This window comes from Longimicrobiales bacterium (assembly GCA_028823235.1).
Lineage (GTDB): Bacteria > Gemmatimonadota > Gemmatimonadetes > Longimicrobiales > Gaopeijiaceae > UBA2589.
Genome location: JAPKBW010000009.1, coordinates 21,515 through 46,045 on the forward strand (window position 1 = coordinate 21,515; position 24,531 = coordinate 46,045).

At 62.3% G+C, this 24,531-nt stretch carries 20 protein-coding genes; 3 read left to right on the plus strand and 17 right to left on the minus strand.

What is annotated here, in order from left to right:
* Nucleotides 1-156: 156 nt before the first annotated feature.
* Nucleotides 157-1,500, minus strand: coding sequence for a signal recognition particle protein (gene ffh / locus OSA81_06885; protein ID MDE0898723.1), 1,344 nt, complete (start codon nt 1,498-1,500; stop codon nt 157-159).
* 195 nt (nt 1,501-1,695) lie between these two features.
* Here ffh and OSA81_06890 point away from each other — a divergent pair, with 195 nt between their 5' ends.
* Nucleotides 1,696-2,100 carry a hypothetical protein gene (locus OSA81_06890; GenBank protein MDE0898724.1) on the plus strand — a complete coding sequence of 135 codons (405 nt, stop codon included), beginning with the start codon at nt 1,696-1,698 and terminating at the stop codon, nt 2,098-2,100.
* Between the two features lie 12 nt (nt 2,101-2,112).
* Here the strand turns inward: OSA81_06890 and OSA81_06895 are convergent, their stop codons facing one another.
* From OSA81_06895 to trpS, 5 genes are all read right to left on the minus strand, one after another.
* Nucleotides 2,113-3,399 (minus strand): adenylosuccinate synthase, encoded by a 1,287-nt coding sequence (locus tag OSA81_06895; GenBank protein MDE0898725.1) that lies wholly within the window; start codon nt 3,397-3,399, stop codon nt 2,113-2,115.
* 150 nt (nt 3,400-3,549) lie between these two features.
* On the minus strand, nt 3,550-4,470 hold the full coding sequence (locus OSA81_06900; GenBank protein MDE0898726.1) for a dihydrodipicolinate synthase family protein: 921 nt from the start codon (nt 4,468-4,470) through the stop codon (nt 3,550-3,552).
* A 9-nt stretch (nt 4,471-4,479) separates the two neighbouring features.
* Complete coding sequence (locus OSA81_06905) at nt 4,480-4,650, minus strand: hypothetical protein (protein MDE0898727.1); 171 nt, start codon at nt 4,648-4,650, stop codon at nt 4,480-4,482.
* A 62-nt stretch (nt 4,651-4,712) separates the two neighbouring features.
* Nucleotides 4,713-4,844: a hypothetical protein gene (locus OSA81_06910; GenBank protein MDE0898728.1), complete on the minus strand. Its 132-nt coding sequence runs from the start codon at nt 4,842-4,844 to the stop codon at nt 4,713-4,715.
* A 73-nt stretch (nt 4,845-4,917) separates the two neighbouring features.
* On the minus strand, nt 4,918-5,937 hold the full coding sequence (trpS, locus tag OSA81_06915; protein MDE0898729.1) for a tryptophan--tRNA ligase: 1,020 nt from the start codon (nt 5,935-5,937) through the stop codon (nt 4,918-4,920).
* Here trpS and OSA81_06920 point away from each other — a divergent pair.
* Nucleotides 5,926-6,747, plus strand: coding sequence for an inositol monophosphatase family protein (locus OSA81_06920; protein ID MDE0898730.1), 822 nt, complete (start codon nt 5,926-5,928; stop codon nt 6,745-6,747). The two genes, trpS and OSA81_06920, sit on opposite strands and share 12 nt — an antisense overlap.
* A 157-nt stretch (nt 6,748-6,904) precedes the next feature.
* Here OSA81_06920 and OSA81_06925 read toward each other — a convergent pair whose 3' ends face one another.
* From OSA81_06925 to OSA81_06950, 6 genes are all read right to left on the minus strand, one after another.
* Nucleotides 6,905-7,027, minus strand: coding sequence for a hypothetical protein (locus OSA81_06925; protein ID MDE0898731.1), 123 nt, complete (start codon nt 7,025-7,027; stop codon nt 6,905-6,907).
* A gap of 50 nt (nt 7,028-7,077) precedes the next feature.
* The gene (locus OSA81_06930; GenBank protein MDE0898732.1) at nt 7,078-8,502 is read right to left on the minus strand and encodes a pyridoxal-dependent decarboxylase; all 1,425 of its coding nucleotides are present in this window, start codon (nt 8,500-8,502) and stop codon (nt 7,078-7,080) included.
* A gap of 378 nt (nt 8,503-8,880) precedes the next feature.
* Nucleotides 8,881-9,783 carry a hypothetical protein gene (locus tag OSA81_06935; GenBank protein MDE0898733.1) on the minus strand — a complete coding sequence of 301 codons (903 nt, stop codon included), beginning with the start codon at nt 9,781-9,783 and terminating at the stop codon, nt 8,881-8,883.
* Nucleotides 9,780-11,213: a sodium:solute symporter gene (locus OSA81_06940; protein ID MDE0898734.1), complete on the minus strand. Its 1,434-nt coding sequence runs from the start codon at nt 11,211-11,213 to the stop codon at nt 9,780-9,782. The genes OSA81_06935 and OSA81_06940 overlap by 4 nt, the downstream gene beginning before the upstream one ends.
* Nucleotides 11,210-14,311, minus strand: a complete 3,102-nt coding sequence (locus tag OSA81_06945) for a serine hydrolase (GenBank protein MDE0898735.1) — start codon at nt 14,309-14,311, stop codon at nt 11,210-11,212. The genes OSA81_06940 and OSA81_06945 overlap by 4 nt, the downstream gene beginning before the upstream one ends.
* Nucleotides 14,312-14,315: 4 nt before the next feature.
* The gene (locus OSA81_06950) at nt 14,316-16,247 is read right to left on the minus strand and encodes a glycoside hydrolase family 3 protein (protein ID MDE0898736.1); all 1,932 of its coding nucleotides are present in this window, start codon (nt 16,245-16,247) and stop codon (nt 14,316-14,318) included.
* A gap of 69 nt (nt 16,248-16,316) precedes the next feature.
* On the opposite strand from OSA81_06950, the gene OSA81_06955 reads away from it, so the two are divergent.
* Nucleotides 16,317-17,639: a DUF1343 domain-containing protein gene (locus tag OSA81_06955; GenBank protein MDE0898737.1), complete on the plus strand. Its 1,323-nt coding sequence runs from the start codon at nt 16,317-16,319 to the stop codon at nt 17,637-17,639.
* A 310-nt stretch (nt 17,640-17,949) separates the two neighbouring features.
* On the opposite strand, the gene OSA81_06960 is transcribed toward OSA81_06955, so the two are convergent.
* The 5 genes from OSA81_06960 to uvrA all read right to left on the minus strand — a co-directional run bounded on the left by OSA81_06960 (nt 17,950) and on the right by uvrA (nt 24,434).
* On the minus strand, nt 17,950-18,999 hold the full coding sequence (locus tag OSA81_06960; protein ID MDE0898738.1) for an asparaginase: 1,050 nt from the start codon (nt 18,997-18,999) through the stop codon (nt 17,950-17,952).
* A gap of 11 nt (nt 19,000-19,010) precedes the next feature.
* A complete protein-coding gene (locus OSA81_06965; protein MDE0898739.1) occupies nt 19,011-19,886 on the minus strand; it encodes a D-amino acid aminotransferase in 876 nt (291 codons plus the stop codon).
* Between the two features lie 170 nt (nt 19,887-20,056).
* A complete protein-coding gene (locus OSA81_06970; GenBank protein ID MDE0898740.1) occupies nt 20,057-20,923 on the minus strand; it encodes a PspA/IM30 family protein in 867 nt (288 codons plus the stop codon).
* A gap of 3 nt (nt 20,924-20,926) precedes the next feature.
* Nucleotides 20,927-21,325, minus strand: a complete 399-nt coding sequence (locus tag OSA81_06975; protein ID MDE0898741.1) for a YbjN domain-containing protein — start codon at nt 21,323-21,325, stop codon at nt 20,927-20,929.
* A 112-nt stretch (nt 21,326-21,437) separates the two neighbouring features.
* Entirely contained in the window at nt 21,438-24,434 is a 2,997-nt protein-coding gene (uvrA, locus tag OSA81_06980; GenBank protein ID MDE0898742.1) for an excinuclease ABC subunit UvrA, read from the minus strand.
* Nucleotides 24,435-24,531 lie beyond the last annotated feature (97 nt).

Consider the following 24,531-nt stretch of genomic DNA (forward strand, 5'->3'; position numbering starts at 1 on the left):
CCCCGCCATCCCTCACCGCACGTCAACAATGGGCAGAACCCCACTCGGACCCCAGGCTCTGGCAATAAAGACCACACCGTCCAAGGGTCACCATCTCCTCAGCACCTCAGCGTGCGACGGCTAGCCGTTGCCCTACCCGCAGTCTCCGCTAGAGCCCTATCGCCCGAAGGGCATTCCCGGCATGCCACCCCCGCCCATGCCGCCCATCATGCCCTTCATCTGCTTCATCATCTTCTGCATCTCTTTGAACTGCTTCATGAGACGATTGACCTCGGAGACCGGTCGTCCGCTTCCCTTCGCGATTCGTGCGCGGCGTGATCCGTTCAGGACTTTCGGATTTTTCCGTTCTTCCAGGGTCATAGAGAGGATGATGGCCTCCACGTGCTTGAATCGCTTGGCGTCCATGTTGGCGGCAGGGATCTTCATCTTGCTCGCACCAGGAATCAGCTTCATGAGCTGATCCATGGGGCCCATCTTCTGGATCTGCTTCATGGCGACGAGGAAGTCCTCGAGCGTGAACCGACCCTGGCCGAGAACCTTCTTCGAAAGCTTCTCCTGCTCTTCTTGATCGAAAGAGACCTGCGCGCGCTCCACGAGCCCGACGACATCCCCCATCTGAAGGATGCGCCCGGCCAGTCGCTGTGGATCTGCAGTGTCGAGGTCGTCGAGTCCTTCGCCGACACCGATGAACTTGATCGGTTTTCCGGTCACACTATGAATGGAAAGTGCAGCTCCGCCTCGAGCGTCACCGTCCATCTTCGTCATGACGATACCGGTGATCCCCAGGGCATCGTCGAAACCTTTCGCGATCGTGACCGCCTCCTGGCCGGTCATCGCATCAGCGACGAGCAGGATTTCGGCGGGCTTCACTGCGTCCCGGATCTTGCCGAGCTCATCCATGAGCGTCTCGTCGATCTGGAGACGGCCAGCCGTATCTACGATGAGCAGCTGGTGCTTCAGTTCGATGGCGCGCTCGCGAGCCTCCAGAGCAGCAGCAACCGGATCGCACCCAAACTCTCCGGCGAAGACTTCGGCGCCGATCTGCTCACCGAGCGTCTGGAGCTGTTCGATCGCCGCGGGCCGCTGAAGATCGCAAGCGGCGAGCATCGGGGTCCGGCCCTCACGGCCGAGCCGCTTAGCGAGCTTCGCCGTCGTCGTGGTTTTTCCGGCTCCCTGTAGCCCGACCATGAGAATGACCGTTGGACTCGAAGGGGCTCGTTCCAGGGTGGGGCTGCCGTCCCCGAAGAGATTCGCGAGCTCGTCATGCACGATCTTCACAATCTGCTGTCCGGGCGATACAGACTTCAGAACCTGCTCGCCCAAGGCACGCTCCTGCACTCGACCCAGAAAATCGCGCGTGACCTGGAAGTTCACGTCAGCTTCGAGGAGGACGCGTCGGACCTCACGCAGCCCCTCCTTAATCATCGGTTCGGTGAGGACACCGCGCTGGCGCAGCTTTTTCAGCGCGCCATCGAGTTTGGTTCCGAGTTCGTCAAACATGGGGTTGGCTGCCTCCCGACCGCCCTTCACCGCTCTACCACCGTCTCTCCGGCGGACGATTCGGCCCGAAAACTAGTAAGGTCCAGCCGCGACAGGTAAGACTGGCATCAACTTTGCGACACAAAGTAGATTGTGACTATCAAAAAAGTGAGGCGTGCGAACGGAAAGCGGACGCCCAGTTAGAAAAGGTCAATAATGAGCGCGATTACCGAGTTCCTGTTCCCAGCGCCCGCAAAGAGAACCGCGGGCGCGATCGTGGGTTGGTGGGAGAAGCGACGCTTCGCCTATAACGTGGCGGTTGGGTCGAGTGGGCTCGTCTCGCTTGGCCTTACGTGGCTGCTCTGGGCCCTGCCACCGAACGGGGCATCGCCAGGAATCCCCTGGGTGGTGCCTGTCGTGTTCGGGGTCGCGGCGAACATCTGCTACACCCTGGGCCCGGCCGTCGAACTCGCGGTCGAGAAGATGTTTGGGCGCGACATACTCCCTACAGGGCCGGTCCTCTACAGGATGGGCTTGACCTTTTCCGTCGGCCTGACATTCCTGCCGATGCTCATGGCGCTCTGGTGGCTGGTCGTGCGTGGCGTCATGGCAATTTTCTGACCGCCCAGCACCCTACCCGACGGGAATGATCTGATCGCGCTTGGTTCCGACCGACACCCACCGGACCGGAGCGTCTGTCAGCTCTTCGATTCGATCAAGATACGCCCGGGCATTGGTGGGAAGGTCTTCGAGTTTCCGCACATCGCCAGTCGGAGCCTCCCAACCCGGCATCGTCTCGTAGACCGGTTCGATTTTCGTCAGCGATGACGTGTCCGCTGGGAAAAAATCCCGCACACTGCCGTCCGGCATGCGATATCCGATAGCGACCTGCAGCTCGGGCAGCGTGTCGAGGACATCGAGTTTCGTGACGGCGATCCCCGTCAGCCCGTTCACCTGAGACGCAAAGCGCGCGAGCACTGCGTCGAACCAGCCGCACCGACGAGGTCGACCGGTGGTGGCACCGAACTCGCCACCAAGCGCACGCACATGCGCGTCCATCTCGGGCTCGAACGCACTCGGGAGCGGGCCCTCACCGACACGCGTTGTATAGGCTTTCACCACGCCGATCACATCGGTGATCGCGGTCGGCCCGATTCCTGTCCCGGTCGCTGCGCCTCCTGCAGTCGTGTTCGAGGAGGTCACGAAGGGGTAGGTCCCGTGATCCAGGTCGAGCGCGGTGCCCTGAGCACCCTCGAGCAGCACCTTTCGGCCGCCCTTGAGGGCCGCGCTGATTTCCGGACCCACATCTGTCGCCAAGGAGAGTAGTCGATCGCTGAGCGCCAACGTGTCTTCCATCGCCTGTTCGAGTTCGTCGGAACTCACCCCAAGTGCGTCTAGGCGTCCAACCACCCGCGACATCGCGGCATCGAGCCGCCTGCCTAGGCGGTCACGGTCGAGGAGGTCTGCCACGCGCACCCCGCGGCGGCCCGCCTTGTCCTCATACGCAGGGCCAATCCCCCTGCCCGTCGTCCCGATCTTCACGGCGGCAGCCTTGTCGACGGCCTTGTCGAGAATCTTGTGGTACGGCATGAGAAGCTGAGCGCGGTAGCTCACGCCGACGCGTCCTTCGATGTCGATCCCTCGGGCCACGATCGCGTCGTACTCGGCAAAGAACTGACCGACGTCGAGGACGACTCCGTTTCCGAGCAAACACCGGCGGCCTTCGTGCAGAATCCCCGACGGGATCTGATGAAGAATGAACTCGGCATCGTCTACGTGGACGGTGTGGCCGGCGTTGGCGCCGCCCTGATAGCGGGCAACGATATCGACGTTCTCAGCGAGCACATCGACGATCTTGCCCTTGCCTTCATCACCCCACTGACAGCCGACGATGACGGTGCAGGAACCCTGAGCAGGCATGCGTACCTCAAAAAGAAACGGGTCCGTCCCCTGGAGGGACGGACCCATGACTAGTATACCCTTTGAAAAAAAATAGGCGGGCCTCACAGGAGTGTCAACGCATTTTGTCGGCCGTTGGCGCTCCGCTTGAGCTCGGGCGTCCGCTCCTCGCTAGACCTCCGCCCGCGTAAGGAGACCTGCTCCCACCAGGATGCCCTGGATCTCTTCGATCCGCTCTGCGGATGCGGACTCAAGCGGCGGCCTTGGTACTCCTCCATGCAGGCCGAGGAGGTCCGTCGCTGCCTTCACACCCGGCACGCCCATCCCACCAACGATCTGCTGATGGACCGGTGCGATCTGCTCCTGCAGACGGCCCGCATGTGCGGTCCGTCCCTCCGCAAAGGCAACCGAGATCTCAGCAGCCTCGGCTGCGGCCAGCAGGCCCACGGCAACAATCCCTCCGGTGGCGCCCAACTCGAGCGCCGGGTAGAGCAGTGCGCCACTACCCACAAGCACCTGGAAGTCGTCAGCGGTCGCGTCGACCAGCTCGCCCACGAGGTCGAGCTTCCCACGTGAGTCTTTGATCCCGGCGATGTTGGGGTGCAGGGAAAGCTCGGCGATCAGTCCGGTCGGCAAGTCGAGTGTGCTCATGCGAAGTGGAACCTGATAGATGAGCACAGGCACCGGAGACGCATCCGCCACGGCCTTGAAGTGACGAGCCAACACGGACGGTGACATCGCGCCCTTGAAGTACGCCGGGGGACTCACAAGGACCGCGTTCGCACCCGCCTCCGCAGCCTGTTTAGTCAGGTGAATCGTGTGGCGCGTCGACTCGGAACCCGTGCCGACGATGATGACCGCGTCCTCCGGTACGACCTCGACGGCGGCGGCAATGAGGGTCTGCACCTCGGCCTCGTCGAGGAATACAGACTCACCCGTCGACCCCGCGATGAGCAATCCGCTCACCGGATTGTCAAACCATGTCCGCAGATTCGACCGGAACGCGACCACGTCGATATCCTCAGTCACGGGGTCAAAGGGGGTCGTTACCGGAAGAAAGGTCCCGCTGAAATCCACTGTGCTATGTGACATACGGCTCCGTCAGCCTCCCATCAGTTTAGTCATTTCGTCTTGAGGTCCCTGCGTTTCCTGCGCCCCACTGCTGGCGGCCTCTTCCCCGAACATGTTCATCGTCAGGTCGAAGTCTGCGGGGTTGTTCGCGGCAGATTTCGCAAACTCGAAATCAACCTCTTTCGACTCGACAAGCTCCATCAGATGCTGATCGAAGGGTTGCGACCCGGAGTGGCTCTGTACTTCCTCGATCAGGTCGGAGATTACATCAATACGATCGGGGTCGCAGACACAGGCTGCAGCTTACCGTGAATACGGGCGCGCATAAAATCACCCGCCTTGATATGGATGTCGCTGGCCTCGCGTGTGACTTCAGCCTCGAACAGTTCCTGCATGACATGTCTCCCGGAGTGTTATGAGGCACTATGGCGAAGATACAGACCGCAGTCCGGGAATGAAATCGGATCTTCAGCCAACGGACGACCGCCAGTCGAGTCCCATCCGCTCCCGGACTTCAGACATCGTTTCCTGGGCGATCGCGCGGGCGCGCTTCGCACCATCATCTAGAATCTGCCGCACGAGATCGTGGTTAGCCTGATACTCCGCGGCGCGTTCGCGGAACGGCGCAAAGGCGTCGGCAATGTTCTCGGAGAGAATGCGCTTGCAGTCGACACACCCAATCTCGCCTGCCCGGCATTTCGTGTCGATATCGGCGCGTGTAGCCTCGCCGGTGAAAAAACCGTGTAGGGTGAACACGTTGCACACCTCAGGCCGGCCCGGATCCGTCTTGCGAATGCGCTGTGGATCAGTCACCGCTGTTCGAACCCGATTCCAGACTTCATCAGGCTCCGAAAGGATCGGAACCGTGTTGTTCAGCGACTTGCTCATCTTCGCGTCGCCATCCAGGCCGAGAATTCGGCCGACGTCCTTGTCGATGAGCGGCGCAGTCTCAGGGAAGGTCTCCCCGTACGCCGCGTTGAACTTCCGCGCCACATCTCGTGTCATCTCCAGATGCTGCTTCTGGTCCTCGCCCACCGGCACGCCGTCCGCCTTGTACAGCAGAATGTCGGCAGCCTGCAGGATCGGATAGTTGAGAATGCCCGCGGGGATCGATTCAAAACGCTGTGACTTGTCTTTGAACTGCGTCATGCGCTCCAGATCACCGATGGGGGTGACGGCATTGAAGAGCCATGCCAGTTCGGTGTGCTCCGGGACATCAGACTGCACAAAAATGATCGCCTTCTCGGGGTCGAGTCCGACCGCGAGATAGGAGATGGCGAGATCGAGTACATGACCCGGCAAATCGGCAGGATTCCCGCCCGCCGTAATCGCGTGCTGATCAACGATGCACCACAGGCAATCGTACTCTTCCTGCATTCCGACCCAGCGCCGGAGAGCACCGAGGTAGTTGCCGAGGTGGGCTTCGCCAGATGGCTGCATGCCGCTGAAGATGCGTTTCTTCGTACCGGAGGTCTCTTGAGTAGTCATTTGCTAAGTTACGCTGTGAACACACTTCTCAGAACTGCACGCGAGGCCGCCGAAGCGGCCGCACGTATTCATCGCCGCGACGCCGGTCGGGTGTTGCTGTCGGGCGCGACCCTGAAGGCGCGTGCCGACTACGTCTCTCAGACCGACCTCGACGCGCAGGCGGCCGTGCTCGAGATCATTGAGGCGAACCACCCCGACCATGTTGTGCTCGCGGAAGAGAGCGACGAGCCAGTCGAGGATCAACTGGCTCGCTGGGACGGTCGCCCGATGTGGATCGTCGACCCGCTGGACGGCACGGCGAACTTTCTGCACGAGCACCCGCAGTACTGCTCCTCCGTCGGCGTCGCCGTCGAGGGCCGCGTTGTGGCAGGTGCGGTCGTCGGCTCCACAGGAGAGCGCTGGTGGGCATCGGACAGAGAAGGAGCCTTCAAGAACGGGCGCCAGATCTCAGTCTCCACAACGCGGCCGCTCATCGAAGCTATGGTCGGGACGGGGTTCCCATTTAAACTGCTCGACGCGATGCCTACGTATCTTGGGCAACTCGATCGAGTGCTTCGCTCTGCATCAGGCGTCCGCAGAGCGGGTTCCGCGGCACTCGACCTGTGCTATCTCGCGCAGGGATCACTCGATGCATTCTGGGAGGAGATTCTGATGCCGTGGGATTTCGCGGCCGGCTTGGTGCTGGTCCGGGAAGCGGGAGGCGTGCTCGCTCGGCCGGATGGATCGGAGTTGGACATCGCGCCCGGCGCGGTGCGAGGGGCGAACAGCCGCGCATTGCTGGGCGAACTGGGGCGAGCCCTGGAGGACTGAGACTCAGGCACCAATCTGTTGAGCGAGACAGGTTGTGGGTGAACGACGAAAGAACAGATGATGCACCCTCCACGGAAGCTCTTCGACCTCATCGGCTTAGCGACCTCATCCCAGATCCAAGGTCGCTAATGGAGCCGTGACCGTCCCGTACTACCTACTAGGCCTTGAAGACGCGATCGACACGCCGACGATCAGTGTCGTCCAGCCGGACATCATCCTGGTCGACTCCATCGCCCGGCGGAAGCGTCACCATCGATGCCAACGCCACCCACTCCGTCACGGTCAATCCCTAGTTGTCCGAGTCGGTCCAGCTCCGACGGTCGTCTGTCCTCAGTCGCGTATAGTCGCCGCCAGCTCTCGCACGACGTTGACGAACTCGACGATGTCCTCGCTGCGAGTCCGCCAGTTCACCACGGTAGGCCGCAGGGCGATCTGACCACCGTACTCCGTAGTCCCTGCGGTCACACGGCCGTCCTCTAAGATCAGCCCACCGAGACGGTCGTTGAGCTCGTTCAACTCGGCCTCACTCCGCCCGCCGGGATTGAAACGTAAGCAGACCACGCTCAGAAGCGGGTCCGCCAAGCGCTCGAGCTCCGGAGCAGCGTCGACCAGGGCCACCATCTCACCGGCCAGGTCCAGATGCCGCTCGAACATCCGCCGGTATCCGACCCGACCGTAGGCTCGCAGGGTGGTCCAGACCGTGAGTGCTCGTGCTCGACGTGAACTCTCAGGGCCCAACCCACCCAGCACTGGGCGTGGATCCGCGGGGTCCGCCAGATAGCGAGCGGTGTAGGCGAACGCCTTCGCGAGGACATCCCGGTCCCGGACGAAAGCGTATCCGCTGTCGTAGGGCACGTTAAGCCACTTGTGGCCGTCAACCGCCACAGAGTCTGCGCGCTCGACCCCCCGCACCAGATGAGCCGTCCTGTCCGAGACGGCCGCGAAGAGGCCAAACGCACCATCTACATGAAGCCAGGCACCATACCGCTCGGCGAGGTCCGCCATCTCCTCTACCGGATCGAAGCCTCCAGCGTTCACCTCGCCGGCCACAGCCATCAGGACGGCCGGTGCCCCGTCGAGCGCCTGGAGAGAGGCTTCCATCGAAGTCAGATCCACGCGACCCACGGCATCCCTGGTATGGCGCTCGATGCTCGATCGCCCAACCCCGAGAAGTGACAGAACCTTCACTCCACTCGCGTGCACATACCCGCTAGTCAGAACGGGCATGGCGGGAAGCCCCACGAGGCCGTTCTCCGACACGTCGACACCGTGGCGTTCACCCCACCACTGACGGGCCGCAGCCATTCCGACAAAGTTCGCCATGCTCCCGCCGGTCACCATGATGCCGGCCATGTCGTCGTGTAGCCCGAAGAGATCCTTCAGCCAATCGAGCGAGAGTAGCTCGAGCTCGACAGTGAGCGGAGAGCCCACCCACGCGTCCGAAGGGTTGTCGAGGAGGCTCGTTAGCCAGTCCGCTCCCATCGCAGCCGGTGTCGATCCTCCGGTCACCCTATGAAAGAAACGAGGTCCCGAGGTGGTACCGGTCGCCGGCAAGCCTTTTTTATATAGCTCGCGCAGGGCGGCTTCCGCGCCGATGCCGTCGTTGGGGAGACTTTGTTGAAATCCGGCCAGCGCGTCCCGGGCTGCGTCGTAATTCACCGCGGGAAGGTCATCAATGCGATCAAGATAGTCGGCGGCGATATCGTTGAAGGCGGACCGCACCCCGTCTAGTTCGTTCCGGTCAGGATCTGTCATCAGGAACTGCTCAGCAAGGGACATATGGACACGAGGACTGTGGCGACCATGCACACGATGTTCACACTTCACGCATTTATTTCACCAATAACGGGCCACAATGGATCTACCTGACAAGGATCTTCAGATATTACGTGAATTGTCGCATAATGCGCGTATTACGAATAAGAATCTGGCCGAAAAGGTGGGACTATCGCAGTCCGGGTGCCTCGAGCGGGTACGACGGCTTGAGGAGAGAGGCGTACTCCTGGGCGCATACGCCGCGATCGCCCCGGAAGCGGTGGACGTGGGGGTCCAAGCCCTGATTGCGGTCCGCCTGAAGCGGCACACGCGAAGAGCAGTCGCCTGTCCCCCCGACCTCCCCGCGCTCCCCGTGACTCAAGGCAGCCAGGAAAGCGCGATCCGTGCGGCACCCATGGGTGGGTCAAGGCTGAGCTTTGGGACCGTGTAACCCTTCGCATTCAGATCCTGGAGCAGCCTCGACCGGAGGGGGCCACCGAGATCCACGAGACCTCCCCAGAGCGCGACAGAAAGCGCAGTGTCCTCCGTCTCCAGCACCTCACGCATGGTCTCGACATGTTCGAGCAACTCGTAGACAGCATCGCTCACCACGCGCTGCGCGATCAAGCAGTTGTCCCATTGTCCGATCACGAGTGGGGCCAGTGCGGCGACCTGCGCCTTGGTGGCCGAGGCTGCCCACGGCACGAGTTCCTCGACGGAAGCACAACCCGTTGCCTCGAGAACCACCGGGGTCACCCGCGCTTCGGCCGAGCGGCCATCCTTCGCGCGAACGACAGCTCGAAGCGTGTCCATCCCTATGGAGTAGCCGCTGCCATCATCTCCAAGATGTTTCCCCCATCCGCCAACGCGGTGAACGTCTCCGGCGGCATTCCGACCCCAGGCGACCGAACCCGTCCCAGCAATGACCATCAGGCCCGGTCCGGCTGGGAATGCGTCCTCAAACGCTGCTTCTACATCCGTGCCCACCTCGACCACCTCGGCGAGCCCGCGGCCGTCGAGCGCAGCGGTGACACCGCTGCGAGCGGCCGAGCCACCGCCGCCGGCCAGACCCGCAAAAAGCACAGCCGCGGGAAGCTCGATTCCAGCCACCTCCGCCACCCCGTGCACAGCCCTCTCCACGGCGTCGGCGGCCCGCCCCGGGTCCAGTGCCGTTGCCACAGCTCCGTCGGTCGAGTAGCGCCCCAGCTCATCGCCACCCTCGTCGACGACGACCGCTCTCATGTTGGTTCCACCGCCATCTATCCCGATGACGAATGTCATGGCGCGGGCTGTTTCTCAGCCAGGCCGACGAGCGATCCGACGACGAACGTCACGGACGACCCGACGAGGACATACCACGGCCACGCCATCGCATCACGGAAGAACGTCACGGTGCCGATGCCCACCGCGACACCGACGATCACGGAGATCTGCCCAGGTCGTTTCGTGAAGACGCCGAGCGCGAAAGCACCGAGCAAGCCTCCATAGACGAGGGCCGCAACCCCGAGGGCCATCTCGACCGCTGATGTCCCCCGCGAAAGCGGAATGAACAGGATGGCCCCACCGATAAGGAGTGCTGCCCACACGAGGGTAAAAACTTTGCCAGCCTTCAGAATGCGCGCCTCATCGTCACGAGCACCCACCATCGGTGCCCAGTAGTCGTATGCGGTCGCCGAAGCCAGCGAGTTGATCGACGACGAGAGCGAGGACATTGCCGCCGCGAAGACCCCGGCGATCAGCAGTCCGGTCACTCCGGGTGGTAGCTGTTGCACCACAAACGTCGCGAAAATCTCATCGGTGGACTCCCACTGTCGGCCACCGTAGAAGGTCCACAGTCCGAGTCCCACCATGAGGAAGAGCAGAAACTGGAAGACCACTACGACGCCGCTACCGATGAGGGCCTTCTGCGCCGACCGCAGGTCCGTGCAGGTCAGCAGTCTTTGTACGATCAGCTGATCCGTGCCGTGGGACGCCATGGTGAATACAGCACCACCGAAGAAGCCCGCGAAGATCGTGTAGGGCACTGTCGGATCAGTCGTGAAGTCGAGCAGCTGCATCTTTCCGGCGGCCGCGCTGCTGGTGAATACATTCGACCATCCGCTGGGCACGAGGACCTGAAGCGCGACGATGGCGACCACCGCACCGAACAGGTAGAGACCCATCTGGAGGGCGTCGACCCAGACGACCGCCTTGATGCCACCGAAGTAGGTGTAGATGACCGTCAGCAGACCGATGACCGCAATCGAGACCGGATAAGGCCAGCCAGTGATCAGCGCGAGCGGGATCGCAGTGGCAAACAGGCGTACCGAGTCGGCAAGCAACCGCGTGACCATGAAGATCGCTGATGTGAAACGTCGGGCACCTAATCCGAACCGGGTCTCGAGCAACGCGTACGCGGTCGTCAGAGATCCGACGTAGTAAGCGGGAAGGAAGAGCGTGGACACCAGAATCCGGCCGACCAGATAGCCAAACGTCATCTGGAGGAAGACCAGACTTCCCGCATACGAGACGCCAGGAACACTCAGAAATGTCAGTGTGCTCGTTTCGGTGGCCACGATCGACAACATGACCGCGACCCAAGGCAGAGATCGGCTTCCCAGGAAGTAATCGGTCCCACCTGTCTGTCCGCGACCGAGCCAAGCACCCCACGCTGTAATACCCACCAGGTAGACGACGAGGACAACCAGATCGAGCGTTGTGAAGCCACTCAACGGTTCACCCTCGGTTCAACCGTCTGGTCTGTAATCGCTTGGATCGCCGCATCAGCGACGGCCCGACGGAGCGGCACATGCTTCTGATTCTCACGAGTCGGGTGCACTCGGTTAGTCAGGAGAATGACCCAGAGGTCCAGCGCTGGATCCATCCAGATCGAAGTGCCCGTATAGCCCGTATGCCCGAATGCTTCGTTCGAGATATAGTCACCCCCGGACGATCGAGGACCCGGCGTATCCCAGCCGAGGGCCCGAGTCGATGTTTCGTCGTATCGTGTGGTAAAAGCGTCCAGGATCGCCGCGTCGAGGAGCCGCTGATCCTCCGTCCGCCGCACAGGACAGGGCTCTCCCTCTACGCCATCGGGGGCACACGCCGGCGAAACGCCATCGTTGAGCATCATGCGGGCAAACACCGACAGGTCCACTGCGGTGCTGAAGAGCCCGGCGTGCCCCGCAACGCCACCCATCGCGTCTGCGTTCTCGTCGTGCACCGATCCCCACACCATCTCATTGCGATAGAGCGTATCAGTCTCCGTCGCAGCGATGCGTGGCCGCAGAGTCGACGATGGGTTGTAGCGCGTCTCCAGCATGCCGAGCGGAGTCCAGAGGCGATCCTGCAGGAATGCATCGAGCGTCTGGCCAGATATCTCTTCGATCACCCACGCCAGCGTAATGATGCCGATGTCCGAGTAGGCCGTGCGCACACCCGGGTCCACTTCGAGGGGCTCGTTCGCCGCGGCCGCTTTGTACGCGTCTATCCCCTCCATCTCGTAGTACCAGGTACGGAACGGGATCAGACCTGTCCGATGTAGAAGCAGCTGTCGCACGGTGACGTTGCTCTTCCGGGGATCGCCACGGGCCCACCAAGGGAGGTACTGCACGACCGGCGCATCGAGTTGAAGCAGACCGTCATTAACGAGCATCATCGTTGCAGTTGTCGTTCCGACGACCTTCGAGACCGACGCCATGTCGAAAATGGATGTCGGCGTGACCGGCCGCCGGGTTCCGTACTGGAGCTCGCCGAAGCCCTTGAGGGAGACGAGCCGTCCATGCCGCCCGATCGCTACGGCGGCGCCGGATGCCGCCGAGTCGGCGATGCCCGCCGAGATGATCGCATCGATGCGGGCGAGGCCCTCTGCAGACATCCCGACGGAGGCCGGATCAGCCACCGTCTGCGTCGCGCCGCGGGGGCCACCCCCAGGTGCCGCCACGATGCCCGCAGCCACGACCGGGTCTTCGAGCTCCAGCGAGACCAGACGGTCCGCAACCTTGGCGCGATCGAGTCCGTGCCCGAAATCATGGAATGGAGGGAGCGGGATCGGCAGTCGTCCAGTGACCGCCTCCTCGCCGAAGAGCGCCGCGACCGCCGCGGCCTGGGACCGATCGCGATCGCCCCACGCGAGCAGATAGCTCGACACGTCGGGCACAGCGGCGAGCAGGTACGGATTGCCGAACGAAATGACGACGGTCGGCTTCGTGGTCGCGCTCTGAGTGATGAGCTCACGGAGCGGCTCTCGAAGCGCGTTCTCAGAGGAGCCGGCTGAAGCGGCGACATAGGCGCTGACGATGACGCGGTCCGCGGTCTCCAGCGCTTCGGTTGCCCGGACATAGGCGACTGAGTCGCTACGTTCGTCCAGTCGGATTTCACGAAGGTCGAAGACACGATCGACCAGCCCCGTCGCAAACGCGCGGTTCGCCCACAGTCGGGTAGACGGTGCGTATCGAATGTGGAGAGTGGACTCGGTCGACAGGGCGTCCATGGGAAGGAGGCGCTCGTCGTCGCGTACCAGCGTGATCGATCGGCTGGCTGCGGTGTCGGCGAAAGCGTTGTGCACGCCGGAACCCACGACGTTTGTGACGCTTTCAAGGGCGGTGTAGCGGTGCTCGTGGAGGCCAAGGCGTGCCTTGAGGTCGAGAATGCGGCGGGCGGAAGCCTCGAGTCGGCCTCGGCTCATGCGGCCGCTCTCGACCGCTTCCACGATTGCGGCGATTGCCTCGGGGACGGCTTTCGGAGACAGCACGACATCCGAGCCGGCTTCGATCGCGCGGACCGAGGCTTCACCGATGCCATACATGTCCGTGATTCCCCGCATCGTCATGGCATCCGTGAACACGATACCCTCGAAGCCCATGTCGTTGCGGAGAATGTCGGTCATCACCTCTGGCGACAGCGTGGCAGGTGGACCACCCGGCCCGAGGATCTCAGGTAGCTGCACGTGAGCTGTCATGATGGCGTCGACGCCATCGTCGATCGCACGCTGGAAGGGCGCCAGCTCGAGCGCGTCGAGGCGCTGCCGGTCGGCCTCGACCACGGGAATGCCAATATGAGAGTCGGTCGACGTGTCACCGTGACCCGGGAAATGCTTACCAGTCGCGAAAGCGCCACCATCGTGGGCACCACGGATGAACGCAGCGCCGAGTCGGGCAACGAGGTCCGGATCCCCCCCGAACGAGCGGGTCGCAATGACCGGGTTGTCCGGGTTCGAGTTCACATCAAGCACCGGAGAGAACAGAAGGTGTACTCCGACGGCGCGCGCCTCGCGTGCCGTGATCCGCCCATATTCGTATGCGAAGCGATCATCCCCGATCGCGCCGAATGCCATGGTCGGAGGGAAGTCGGTCCCCCCGCCCTGCGCGAGCATCGAGGGCAACGCGAAAGAACCGTTGATACGCATGCCGGGGCCACCGTTCTCGAAGTCGGCCGTAACGAGCAGAGGGACGGCAGCCCTCGACTGAAGCTCGTTCAGCTTCGCCACGTAGGCGTGCGGCGTCCCAATCGACGGCGACACACCACCAATAGCATCATCCTCTACCCAGGCGCGGAGCGGCTCGAAGTCGGCACTGGAGGGCGAGATGTATCCGCCCGGAATCCACTCGATGACAAGCTGTCCTGCGAGCTCGCGAAGCGTAAATCCGTCGAGCGTCGCATCGACCCAGGCCTGCCCTGCAGCGTCGAGCGTCGCACCGATGACAGGTACGCCCATCGCCGGACCAGCCCCGACTCCGACCGAACCAACTGGCGATACGGCTTCGGTCGACGGGCCCGAGCAGGAGATCGTGAGAGTCGCGAGCGAGAGAATCCCCGCCCGCACTGCCATTGAATCAGCGCCCCCCAGTGTTCTGCGCCTTGCTTGGAATGCTTAGTCCGTCGCCGATCTCGAACATGGGTGGGATGCGCGTCGGGATGCGGCCAGCGATCTGGGTCTGACCGAGAAGCGCTCGACCCGCAGCCCTCTGACTGGCTTCGGATCCACTCCAGGCCAAGAGATACGACTGCACGTCCGGGAAATCCGTAATGAGGTAGGGGTTACCAAAGGACACCACTGTGTGGGGCACGCCGATCCGACGCAGCTCCGTGATGAAGTCGACGAGATCCTCGGGCAGCATGAAAGAGCCGGACACGTTCACCGACGTCACGTATGTGCTGACAACCACCATGCCCTGTTCGCGTGCGCGACGGGTGAGCCCCTGGTAGATGCTCTGCTGCGTATCGGCATCGACCTCCGCCGTGGTGAGCCTTGGGTAGGTCTCGCGGAGCACACGATTGAAGTAGCGGCCGGCGAGTACGTCGGAACTTCGACGGTACGACACGGAGAGGACCCGGGCGGTGCGCGTCCCAGCGAGAGGGAGCAGGTCGCGATCGTTCTTCAGGAGTGTGAGGGCGCTCTCCGCGATCCGATTCGCCACATCTAGGTGATCGGGCACGCCCACATGCTGAGAGATCTGTTCGATCTGCACGAGTCGGTCTTCCTGGAGACTCAGGTCTTCCTTCGTGTCCAGCACTCGCATGACCGATTCATCGAGACGTCGCTCGGTAATCCGGCCTGAGCTCACCGCCTCCACGATTCCTTCCACCGCGCCTTTGACAGACGCCGGCATCAAGATGACGTCAGCGCCGGCTTCGATAGCTCGCACCGCAGCTTCGCCCGAATTGTGCTGACGGGAGATAGCCCTCATGTCCATGGCATCGGTGAAGACGATCCCGTCGAAACCCATCTCGTCACGGAGCACTGTGGTGAGCACCTCAGGGGACAACGTCGAGGGCTCTCGCCCCCCGCCGTTCAAAGAGGGCACTGCGATGTGTGCTGTCATGATGGCCCCCATGCCCGCGTCGATCGCTTCCTGGAAAGGGTGAAGCTCGACAGAGTCCATGCGCGCCCGGTCGTGAAGAATGACAGGGAGCGCGACGTGCGAGTCCGTCTCTGTGTCACCATGGCCTGGAAAGTGCTTTCCGGTCGCAATGGCCCCATTGTCCTGAACGCCCTCTATAAAGGCGATTCCCATCCGGGCGACCCGATCCGGGTCCTCGCCGAATGATCGGACGTTGATGATCGGGTTGTCCGGGTTGTTGTTGACGTCTAGTACCGGTGCGAAGGGCACGTGGATTCCTACGGCGCGGGCTTCGATCGCCGTGATCTTGCCCATTTCATAAGCGAACTCCTCGCGGCCCGTGGCACCAACAGCCATGAGAGAGGGGAAGTCCGTCGCGCCACCAAGGTCGATCGCACCGGGCATGTGAATGGCTCCGCGCATGCGAAAGCCCGCGCCTGTCTCGAGGTCCGCGGCAACGAGCAGCGGAATCTCCGAGTGGCGTTGGAGGTCGTTCAATTTAGCGGCGACGTCGTACGGAGTCCCGACGGACATGATGACCCCGCCGATCCCCTGCTCTTCGATGTACGTGAGCATCCGTTCGTGACTGCCGGACCCCTCCGGCGCGAAGTCACCGAGGACCCATGGCATGATGAGCTGACCGGCCTTCTCCGCGATGGTCAGGTCAGCAAGCGTGCCCTCCGCCCAACTCCGCCTGTCCAGAGGCGTTGGTGCGGGTTCCTCTGCCACCAGGCTGTCGAAGACGGCATAGAGGCCTGCGGCGAGTGTCTCGTCAGCGGCTTCGAAAGAGGGTGGACTGCCAGCGGGTTCAATCGGGTCACCCGACCCAGAGAAAGCGCGGCACGAGGCCAGGGTCACTGCGAGAAGACCGGCGGCCAAGCCGCGGGTCCACGGAACGAAAAGCGGAAGCGTGTGGTGCGTCATTCCTTCCGTAGATGCCTCGATTCAGCGGGATGCGTTGACGGGGTCCAATGTGACCCCGATGCTAGCCTCATGTCACGCTTACAATACCGGCGCATCACGCGCTCAAGCGGGAGACGCGCGGAAACTACCCGCTACCGGAACCCCCGACAATCTGCGCTGCTTGGGCTGTTTTCCACATTCCTGGCCGCCGCGTGCACCGGCACCCAGGGTGACGCTGCAGAACAATCTGTAAGCGCTATATCCCTCGACATCCGACCGGGCATCGAGGTTCTGCTGGACGACTCGCTGCACCTGGTTCAGGGGCTTCGGATCGGCCTTGTCACGAATCACACGGGAATCGACCGAGCAGGCAGGACGAACATCGATCTTCTGGCTGAGCACGAAGAAATCGACCTAGTCGCTTTGTACTCACCCGAGCATGGGATCCGGGGAAAAGAAAGGGCTGGCGCTGCGATCGAGAGCGGGTTCGACGAACAGACCGGCCTGCCTGTCCATTCTCTCTACGGGGAGACGCGGAAACCGACGACTGCAATGCTCGAAGGTGTAGACGTGCTGCTTTTCGATATGCAGGACATTGGGGCCCGGTACTACACCTATGTCTCAACTATGGCGCTGGCCATGACGGCAGCCGGGGAGCACGGCATACCGTTCGTCGTCCTCGACCGACCTAACCCGATTCGAGGTGATGTCGTGCAGGGAACGGTGCTGGACCCCGAGTACAGCACATTCGTCGGCATGTATCCAGTACCCATGCGCCATGGAATGACGCCCGGCGAGCTCGCTCGAATGTACGTCGGTGCTTTCGGCATCCAAGCAGACCTCATGGTCGTCCCAGTCGACGGCTGGACCCGCGACGTGATCTTCGACGATACCGGCCTGCCCTGGGTCCCACCTTCACCGAACATTCCCACCGTCGCGAGTGCCCTGGCCTATCCAGGCACCTGCCTCTTCGAAGGAACGCCGCTCTCGGTTGGCCGTGGCACCGACCGGGCGTTTCAGTGGATCGGCGCGCCGTGGCTCGACGGAAATGCGTTGGCCGCGGCACTGAACTTGTACGAGATCGAAGGCGTGCATTTCGAGGGCGTACGTTTCACGCCGACCAATGCCGGTGACGGAAAATTCGAGGGGAAGGAGGTGGGCGGAGTCATGCTGGTGCCTGAATCGACGGACTACGACGCGTCCGCGGCGGCTGTGGCGATGCTGGTCGAGACGTACCGTGTGTCGGGAGATCGATGGAGCTGGTTCGTTGCTCACTTTGATCGGCTCGCCGGTACGGATGCTCTGCGACTCGGGATCGAATCAGGGGCGGGCTTCGAGACGCTGACCGCCGGATGGGCTCCCGACCTCGCCAGCTTCGAACGGCTACGCGCGCCCTACCTGATCTACGAATGATGATGGAACGATCGTCGGCGACATGGGGCTGTCCGATGCCCAGGACACATTATACGTCGACGGTCTCTACCGAATTCCGACACCAACGACGTTGGGCGAAAGCGGCGGACTCGATGCCGGCCGGGCGGTAGTCAGTCGCTTCAGTCAGGCCGGCCGATGGCAGCACCCCAGGCCCCGTCTTCGAGTTCGACGGCGGCATCCTAGTCGCAGAGGCGACACGCGATGTCACCACGCGCATCCAGGCAGTCGATGAAAAAGGCGTAGGTCTCTCCACCAACGAAGGCTCACGAGCGATCCGGCAAACTGGGTCTCAGTGCGTGTCGAACAGCCGCTGGACCTCGACCGCATCCAGATCTCTCGTCCGGGCAAGCATGAGCAATACGCGCGCCTTGTGCGGTGGCAGGTCGCCGGCGGCCACGATCCCCTGCGTCGGATCGGCCACGGAGGCCATGACCCGACCTTCGGGTACACGCGAGGCATACACGACCAGGACGCCACTTTCGGCAAGCGCCGACACCGCCGCTCGCATAGCCGGGCTCGCTCGGCCACCGCCGAATGCCTGGATCACGACCCCCGCCACATCGGACCCGATCAGCGCGCGGACCGTTTCGGCGGTCGTGCCGGCGTAGTCGGAGATGATCGGCACATTAGGCAAAGCCTCCACGCTCGCCGCCAGATGCAGCTCGGACTGGAACGTGTGCCGAGTCGTAATCAATCTTCGGTACAGGAGCCGATCAGCATCCACGACGCCGAGAGCACCCCACTCCGACGAAGCGAAAGTGTCGACCCGGTTGTTGTCGGTCTTACGGACGTCCCGAGCAGAGTGCACTTCGTCGTTCAAGACAACGAGGACTCCCTTGCCCCACGAGTCCCTAGACACTGCGACACGGACGCCCGACAGTAGATTCGCAGGCCCGTCTGCCGAGACCGCTGAGGCAACTCGCATGGAGCCGACCATGACGACGGGCCGCTGGTCCGTGACGGTAAGATGGAGAAAATAGCCGGTCTCCTCCATCGTGTCCGTGCCGTGCATTACGACGACCCCCGCCAGCGCTCGATCTCCCGCGAGACGCTCGTTCACCCGCCGGGACAGTCTCAGCCAGTGATCCGGCGTCATGGCGGACGACCCGACCCGACTGAACTCCTCGACCTCGAGCTGGGCCACATCAGCCAGCTGCGGCACAGCCTCGACGATCTGGGCGCCGGTCAGCTGTCCCCCCTGTGCCTGCCCGGCGATCGTGCCACCGGTCGCGATCACGAGCACACGCGGGAGCGCTCCATTGGGAGCAGCGTCCTGGGCATGTCCTACCGCCGGGACAGCCGTATGCCACGCGACGCAGGCCACCAACACGAGGGACACTGACCCTCTCATCAGGAGGCGGCCGTGGCCGCGCCCTCCTTCACAGCGTCCACAAGGGCCAGGAACGCGTCCGACAGCCTCTGGGTGATCGGCCCCACTCCCCCGGCGCCGATCGTAACCCCGTCGACCTGCGAAATCGGCCGCACTTCGCCGGTGGTACCGGTGAAGAAGAGCTCATCAGCACAGGGCAGGTCTTCTACCTGGATCGGACGCTCCTCAACGGGGATCCCAGCCGCCCGTGCTTCCTCGAGCACGATCGCACGCGTAATGCCGGGGAGGATGTGCCCCGTCGTCGGATGAGTGACGACCGCCCCGCCGTACACACCCCAGAAATTCTGATGTGCACCCTCAATCGCCACGCCATCTCGAACGAGAATCGCGTCATCCGCCCCCCTGTCCTTCGCGTCCTGAAACGCCATCGCATTCGGCAGGAGGCAAATGGTCTTTATATCCACACGGCTCCATCGCCGATCCGGCACCGTTACGGCCGTAAAGCCACGCTGCCAAACTTCATCCGACGGACGACTCCACTCTTTCGCGGAGGCGTAGATCGTTGGGATCACGTCGCCCTCAGGGAAATAATGCGTACGCGGTGCGGCCCCTCGCGTGAGCTGCATGTAGACCATCGACCGGTCCACACCCTTGAGGCCGTTCTTCTCGATGAGGCCATGATGCATGTCGATCAGGGATTCGACGTCGAAGTCGATTCTGAGCCATGCGAGGCCCTTCCTCAGCCGTTCTAAATGTCGATCGAAACCGAACGACACCCCCTCGTAGAACGGAGTCACTTCGTAGAGTCCGTCCCCGAGCAAAAAGCCACGGTCGTCCGGAGAAATCTTCGCTTCGTCCTTCGGCATGAAGGACCCGTTCAGGTAGACCGTGCTCATCTTCGCGTGCGTTCCGAATAGGGCGCCCAAGCGCGTTCGCAGGTGCTCGGGAGATTCCCGGCGCACATCTCCGAAAGATGCCCCCCTGGTGACAAGAAAAAAGGGGAAGAGCCATAAAGGCTCTCCCCCTCCTGGTCGGCGGTCCCGTGGACCCCCGAATCTACTCGGGCCTAGTTCTCCGTCCGCCCCTCGAGCTTGTCGAACTCGGAGAGCAACTCCGCCTCCGGAATCGAGTTCGCTTCTTCCTCCGAATCGACTTCGACATCGGCCTCTTCCACGGGGGACGCATGCGCGGCTGCGGCCGGCTCATCGTCCCCCGCTTCGAGCTGTTTGGGTGCTTCGGCCTGAGGTGCCGCGATCAGGCCCATCTCAGCCTTCAGTGCGAGCAACTGATCTTCGACACCCGCTCCACCCGACCCAGATTCGAGACGAGTGAACTCGGACTCGAGCGTGTCCCCGCCCAGTTCGGCGTTGACCTCGGCATGAGCCACGCTCTGCCGCTCCTCTTCTTCGATCTTGTCGGCCATACGGTTGAAGGCCTCAAACGCCGATGTATCCGACAGGCCCGACATCGTCTCGTGGATCCGACGCTGCGCCTGGGCCCTCTTCTGCTTGGCGATGAGGAGATTACGCTTGCGGCGGGCCTCCTCGATCTTGTCGTTCAGTTGACGGAGCGAGCCCTTGAGGTTCTCCGTTTCAGCCGCCTGAGCTTCCCAGGTCTGCTTGAGGGCCATCGCCCGCTCGGCGTGTTCCTGCTGACGCAGCAGCGCCTGCTTCGCTAGGTCATCGCGTCCTTCCTTGACCGCCAGCATCGCTCGGTGCTGCCAGTCGCGTTGCTGTTTGACCTCGGCCTCAAGCTGTGCCTTGAGCTTCCGCTCATCGGCAATGGCCGCAGCCACATCACGCTTGGCACGCGCCAACTGCTCGCGCATGTCCGAAATGATCTGATTGAGCATCTTCTCGGGATTTTCCGCCCGAGAGATGAGATCGTTGATGTTCGATTTGATGACCGTCGACAACTTCGTGAAGATGCCCATCGCTTAGCCCTCCGCCCCGTTGGCGAGGTTGCGGATCTGCTCCATGTGCGTGGCGGCAGCGAGCGTAATCGACTCTATCGAAGCCTGGATCTCGAGGAAGTCGAGCGTCTCCAGCTCCAGCGTGTCGCTTAAAATCAGGTCGCCATCTTCGATGCCGTAAGCACCGTGAACGATCTCATTCGCATTAAGCTCGAGTAGCGTCCGGTAGAGAGCGAGACTGTTCGACCCCTCTTCCGGCATGTCCATGACCTTCATGCGGATCAGGAGCAGAGCGTCAGCGTGATGTACGACCACGGGAGCGCCTCCGTCCTCACCCCGAGTGAGATACATCCCCTCGTCGACCTCTTCGTATTCGAGGTCCATGCGAATCAGGAAGCTCTCCAGATCCTCTCGGCTAACCATGATGGTCTCCGTATGTGTGAGGCTGCATGGCAGCGACATGTCGAAATACCCGAAATCCTACGAGCACCCGAGAAGTTTGGTTTCTCACGGGTCCGTAAACTAAACGCCAACCCTAGCCAAGCAACCGCGCTAGGTGGTGTCCTGTATGAGACGTATCAACCCCCGCAACGGTTTCCGGCGTCCCCTCGACGAGAACCGCTCCGCCCCCTGATCCGCCCTCCGGCCCGAGGTCGATCACCCAGTCTGCCGTCTTCACAACATGCAGATTGTGTTCGATCACGACGACCGTGTTCCCGAGGTCGACGAGGCGATGCAGCACCTCCAGCAGAACACGCACATCCTCGAAATGAAGGCCGGTCGTAGGCTCATCGAGGATGTACAGTGTGTTCCCCGTAGACCGCTTGGAGAGTTCCGTTGCCAGCTTCACTCTCTGGGCTTCGCCTCCGGAGAGGGTCGTCGCAGCCTGACCGAGGTGGATATATCCCAGCCCGACATCGAACAGCGTCTGAAGTTTTTCCTTGATGCGGGGCACCATCTCGAAGAATCCGAGCGCGTCTTCGACAGTCATGTCGAGAACGTCCGCCACATTCTTGCCTTTGTAGTAGACGTCGAGCGTCTCGCGATTGTACCGCCGACCCCGGCAGATATCGCAAGGAACGTATACGTCCGGCAGGAAGTGCATCTCGATCTTCACGAGGCCATCGCCCTGACACGACTCACAGCGGCCACCCTTCACATTGAAAGAGAAGCGACCAGGGCCATACCCCCGCATCTGCGACTCCGGCAGGTTCGCAAACAGGTCACGAATCGGCGTGAATAGCCCTGTATACGTTGCCGGATTGGATCGCGGAGTCCTTCCGATCGGAGACTGATCGACGTCGATGACCTTGTCGATGTGCTCGAGACCGTCGATCCCGTCGTGATCGGCCGCAACCAATTTGCTCCGGTAGAAGTGCCGCGCCAGCGCGTGGTAAAGTGTTCCGTTTACGAGCGTCGACTTCCCGGATCCAGAGACCCCTGTCACACAAAGGAATGTGCCGAGAGGAAACGCCACATCGATCTTCTGGAGATTGTGGCCACGGGCGCCACGAACCGTGAGTGCCCGCTCCAAATCGACGGGTCGCCGCACCGTCGGAACCTCAATCCTACGCTCACCCGTCAGATAAGCGGCGGTGAGCGACCCCTCTGCCTTCAGGATGTCTTCGATCGTGCCCGCCGCAACCACTTCACCGCCATGCCGACCCGCGCCGGGGCCAAGGTCGACCACATAGTCGGCCATCCGGATCGTGTCTTCGTCATGCTCGACCACAACCACGGTGTTTCCGAGGTCACGAAGGTGCTGAAGCGTTCCGAGCAGTCGGTCGTTGTCTCGCTGGTGAAGCCCGATCGAGGGCTCGTCGAGGATGTACAGCACGCCGACCAGACGACTGCCGATCTGAGTCGCGAGTCGAATACGCTGCGCCTCACCGCCGGAAAGCGATCCGGCCGCCCTCCCGAGCGTCAGATAGTCGAGGCCCACATCCCGCAGGAAGCGGAGACGTTCTCCGACCTCTTTGAGAATCGGACCAGCGATCTCAGCTGAGAGCGGTGCATACTTCGCGGCCATCGCATCCGAGCCTGGACTTTCACCCTCGCCTTCGACAGGCAGACTGAGGAAGAAATCGGTGGCTGTGCCAATGGCCATGTCGACCACGTCGCCGAGCGAGGCGCCTCCGATCGTGACCGCCCGAGATGCATCCCTGAGTCTTGTGCCGTCACACGCGGTGCACGGGAGCGTGGACATGAACTCGTCGAGCTGATTTCGAACGGTCTCCGACTGCGTCTCGCGATAGCGGCGTTCGACATTCGCGAGGACGCCCTCCCATTGATCTTCGTAGTGACCACCGAATTTTCCCGCCCCCGACTTGTAGGGGAATCGGATCTTCATGCCGTCAGAGCCATGGATGATCGCGTGGCGGACATCCTCTGGGAGCTTACCCCACGGGGTGTTCGGATCGAACTCGTAGGCCTCAGCCAATCCCACTATTACCGACCGGCGCAGATGCCCGGACGGGTCGCCCCAAGGCAGAATAACGCCTTCGAGAATCGTGACACTGTGGTCGGCAGTCAGAAGATGGGCGTTGACCTCTTTGCGGGTACCGAGGCCGCCGCACTCCTCACACGCGCCATAGGGCGAGTTGAAGGAGAACTGGCGAGGCTCGAGCTCAGAGAGGCTGGTTCCACAGTTGTCACAGGCGTAGTGCTCGCTGAACACGTGGGGCACCGGATCTTTCTTGGTGCGGCCCTTCCCGTGCTCGAGAACCTCGATGACCCCTTCCCCAGCACGCAGGGCGGTTTCGACCGAATCTGCAATGCGTTCGCGATCCACTTCCTTGATCACGAGGCGGTCGACCACGACGGCGATATCGTGGTTCTCATAGCGGTTGAGCGACGGAGGATCCGTCAGGTCGTGCGTCTTCCCATCGACTCTGACCCGGACGAAACCCTCTTTGCGAGCCTTCTCGAAGAGGTCCTTGAACTCACCCTTTCGGCCACGCACCAACGGAGCCAAGACCTCGATGCGAATGCCCTCGCCGATGCCCAGCAATCGGTCGACGATCTGGCTCGCTGACTGCCGGATGACCGGGTCGCCACATGTCGGACAGTGAGGTGTGCCAACGCGCGCCCAGAGCAGTCGCAGGTAGTCGTAGATCTCCGTGACGGTGCCGACGGTCGAGCGAGGGTTTCGGCTGACCGTCTTCTGCTCGATCGAGATCGCAGGCGACAGCCCTTCGATCGCGTCGACGTCGGGCTTCTCCATGAGCCCAAGGAACTGGCGGGCGTAGGCGGAGAGTGATTCGACGTACCGGCGCTGACCCTCGGCATAGATCGTGTCGAAGGCAAGCGACGACTTCCCGGAGCCGGAGAGTCCGGTGATAACGATCAATCGTTCCCGCGGAAGCTCGACGTCGATGTTCTTGAGATTGTGCTCGCGCGCTCCCCGGACGATCAACTTCTCGTCGGAAGGACGGAACGCCCGAGCGCCATTCACGGACGGACGCAGCGGTGCCGACTCGGAGTCGGTTGCGGGCCCTCTCGGGCTTGTCGATGAGACGCGGGATTCAGGCATAGCCCGGAATACTAATCAAGCGAGCGAGTAACGTTCAACGCGCGATACCCGGAGAAGAAAGCGGGCCGGGCGGCTGAGCCGTCCGACCCGCCTCTGC

Excerpts from the sequence above, each read along its gene's own strand:
- ffh (MDE0898723.1), bottom strand. The coding sequence starts at position 1,500 with ATGTTTGACGAACTCGGAACCAAACTCGATGGCGCGCTGAAAAAGCTG.
- OSA81_06910 (MDE0898728.1), bottom strand. The coding sequence starts at position 4,844 with ATGCAGGAACTGTTCGAGGCTGAAGTCACACGCGAGGCCAGCGACATC.
- OSA81_06970 (MDE0898740.1), bottom strand. The coding sequence starts at position 20,923 with ATGGGCATCTTCACGAAGTTGTCGACGGTCATCAAATCGAACATCAAC.
- uvrA (MDE0898742.1), bottom strand. The coding sequence starts at position 24,434 with ATGCCTGAATCCCGCGTCTCATCGACAAGCCCGAGAGGGCCCGCAACC.
- OSA81_06930 (MDE0898732.1), bottom strand. The coding sequence starts at position 8,502 with ATGACAGATCCTGACCGGAACGAACTAGACGGGGTGCGGTCCGCCTTC.
- OSA81_06955 (MDE0898737.1), top strand. The coding sequence starts at position 16,317 with ATGTCACGCTTACAATACCGGCGCATCACGCGCTCAAGCGGGAGACGC.
- OSA81_06935 (MDE0898733.1), bottom strand. The coding sequence starts at position 9,783 with ATGACATTCGTCATCGGGATAGATGGCGGTGGAACCAACATGAGAGCG.
- OSA81_06965 (MDE0898739.1), bottom strand. The coding sequence starts at position 19,886 with ATGAGCACGGTCTACCTGAACGGGTCCTTCATGCCGAAGGACGAAGCG.
- OSA81_06950 (MDE0898736.1), bottom strand. The coding sequence starts at position 16,247 with ATGACGCACCACACGCTTCCGCTTTTCGTTCCGTGGACCCGCGGCTTG.
- OSA81_06975 (MDE0898741.1), bottom strand. The coding sequence starts at position 21,325 with ATGGTTAGCCGAGAGGATCTGGAGAGCTTCCTGATTCGCATGGACCTC.
- OSA81_06945 (MDE0898735.1), bottom strand. The coding sequence starts at position 14,311 with ATGGCAGTGCGGGCGGGGATTCTCTCGCTCGCGACTCTCACGATCTCC.
- OSA81_06900 (MDE0898726.1), bottom strand. The coding sequence starts at position 4,470 with ATGTCACATAGCACAGTGGATTTCAGCGGGACCTTTCTTCCGGTAACG.
- trpS (MDE0898729.1), bottom strand. The coding sequence starts at position 5,937 with ATGACTACTCAAGAGACCTCCGGTACGAAGAAACGCATCTTCAGCGGC.
- OSA81_06905 (MDE0898727.1), bottom strand. The coding sequence starts at position 4,650 with ATGGAGCTTGTCGAGTCGAAAGAGGTTGATTTCGAGTTTGCGAAATCT.
- OSA81_06895 (MDE0898725.1), bottom strand. The coding sequence starts at position 3,399 with ATGCCTGCTCAGGGTTCCTGCACCGTCATCGTCGGCTGTCAGTGGGGT.
- OSA81_06890 (MDE0898724.1), top strand. The coding sequence starts at position 1,696 with ATGAGCGCGATTACCGAGTTCCTGTTCCCAGCGCCCGCAAAGAGAACC.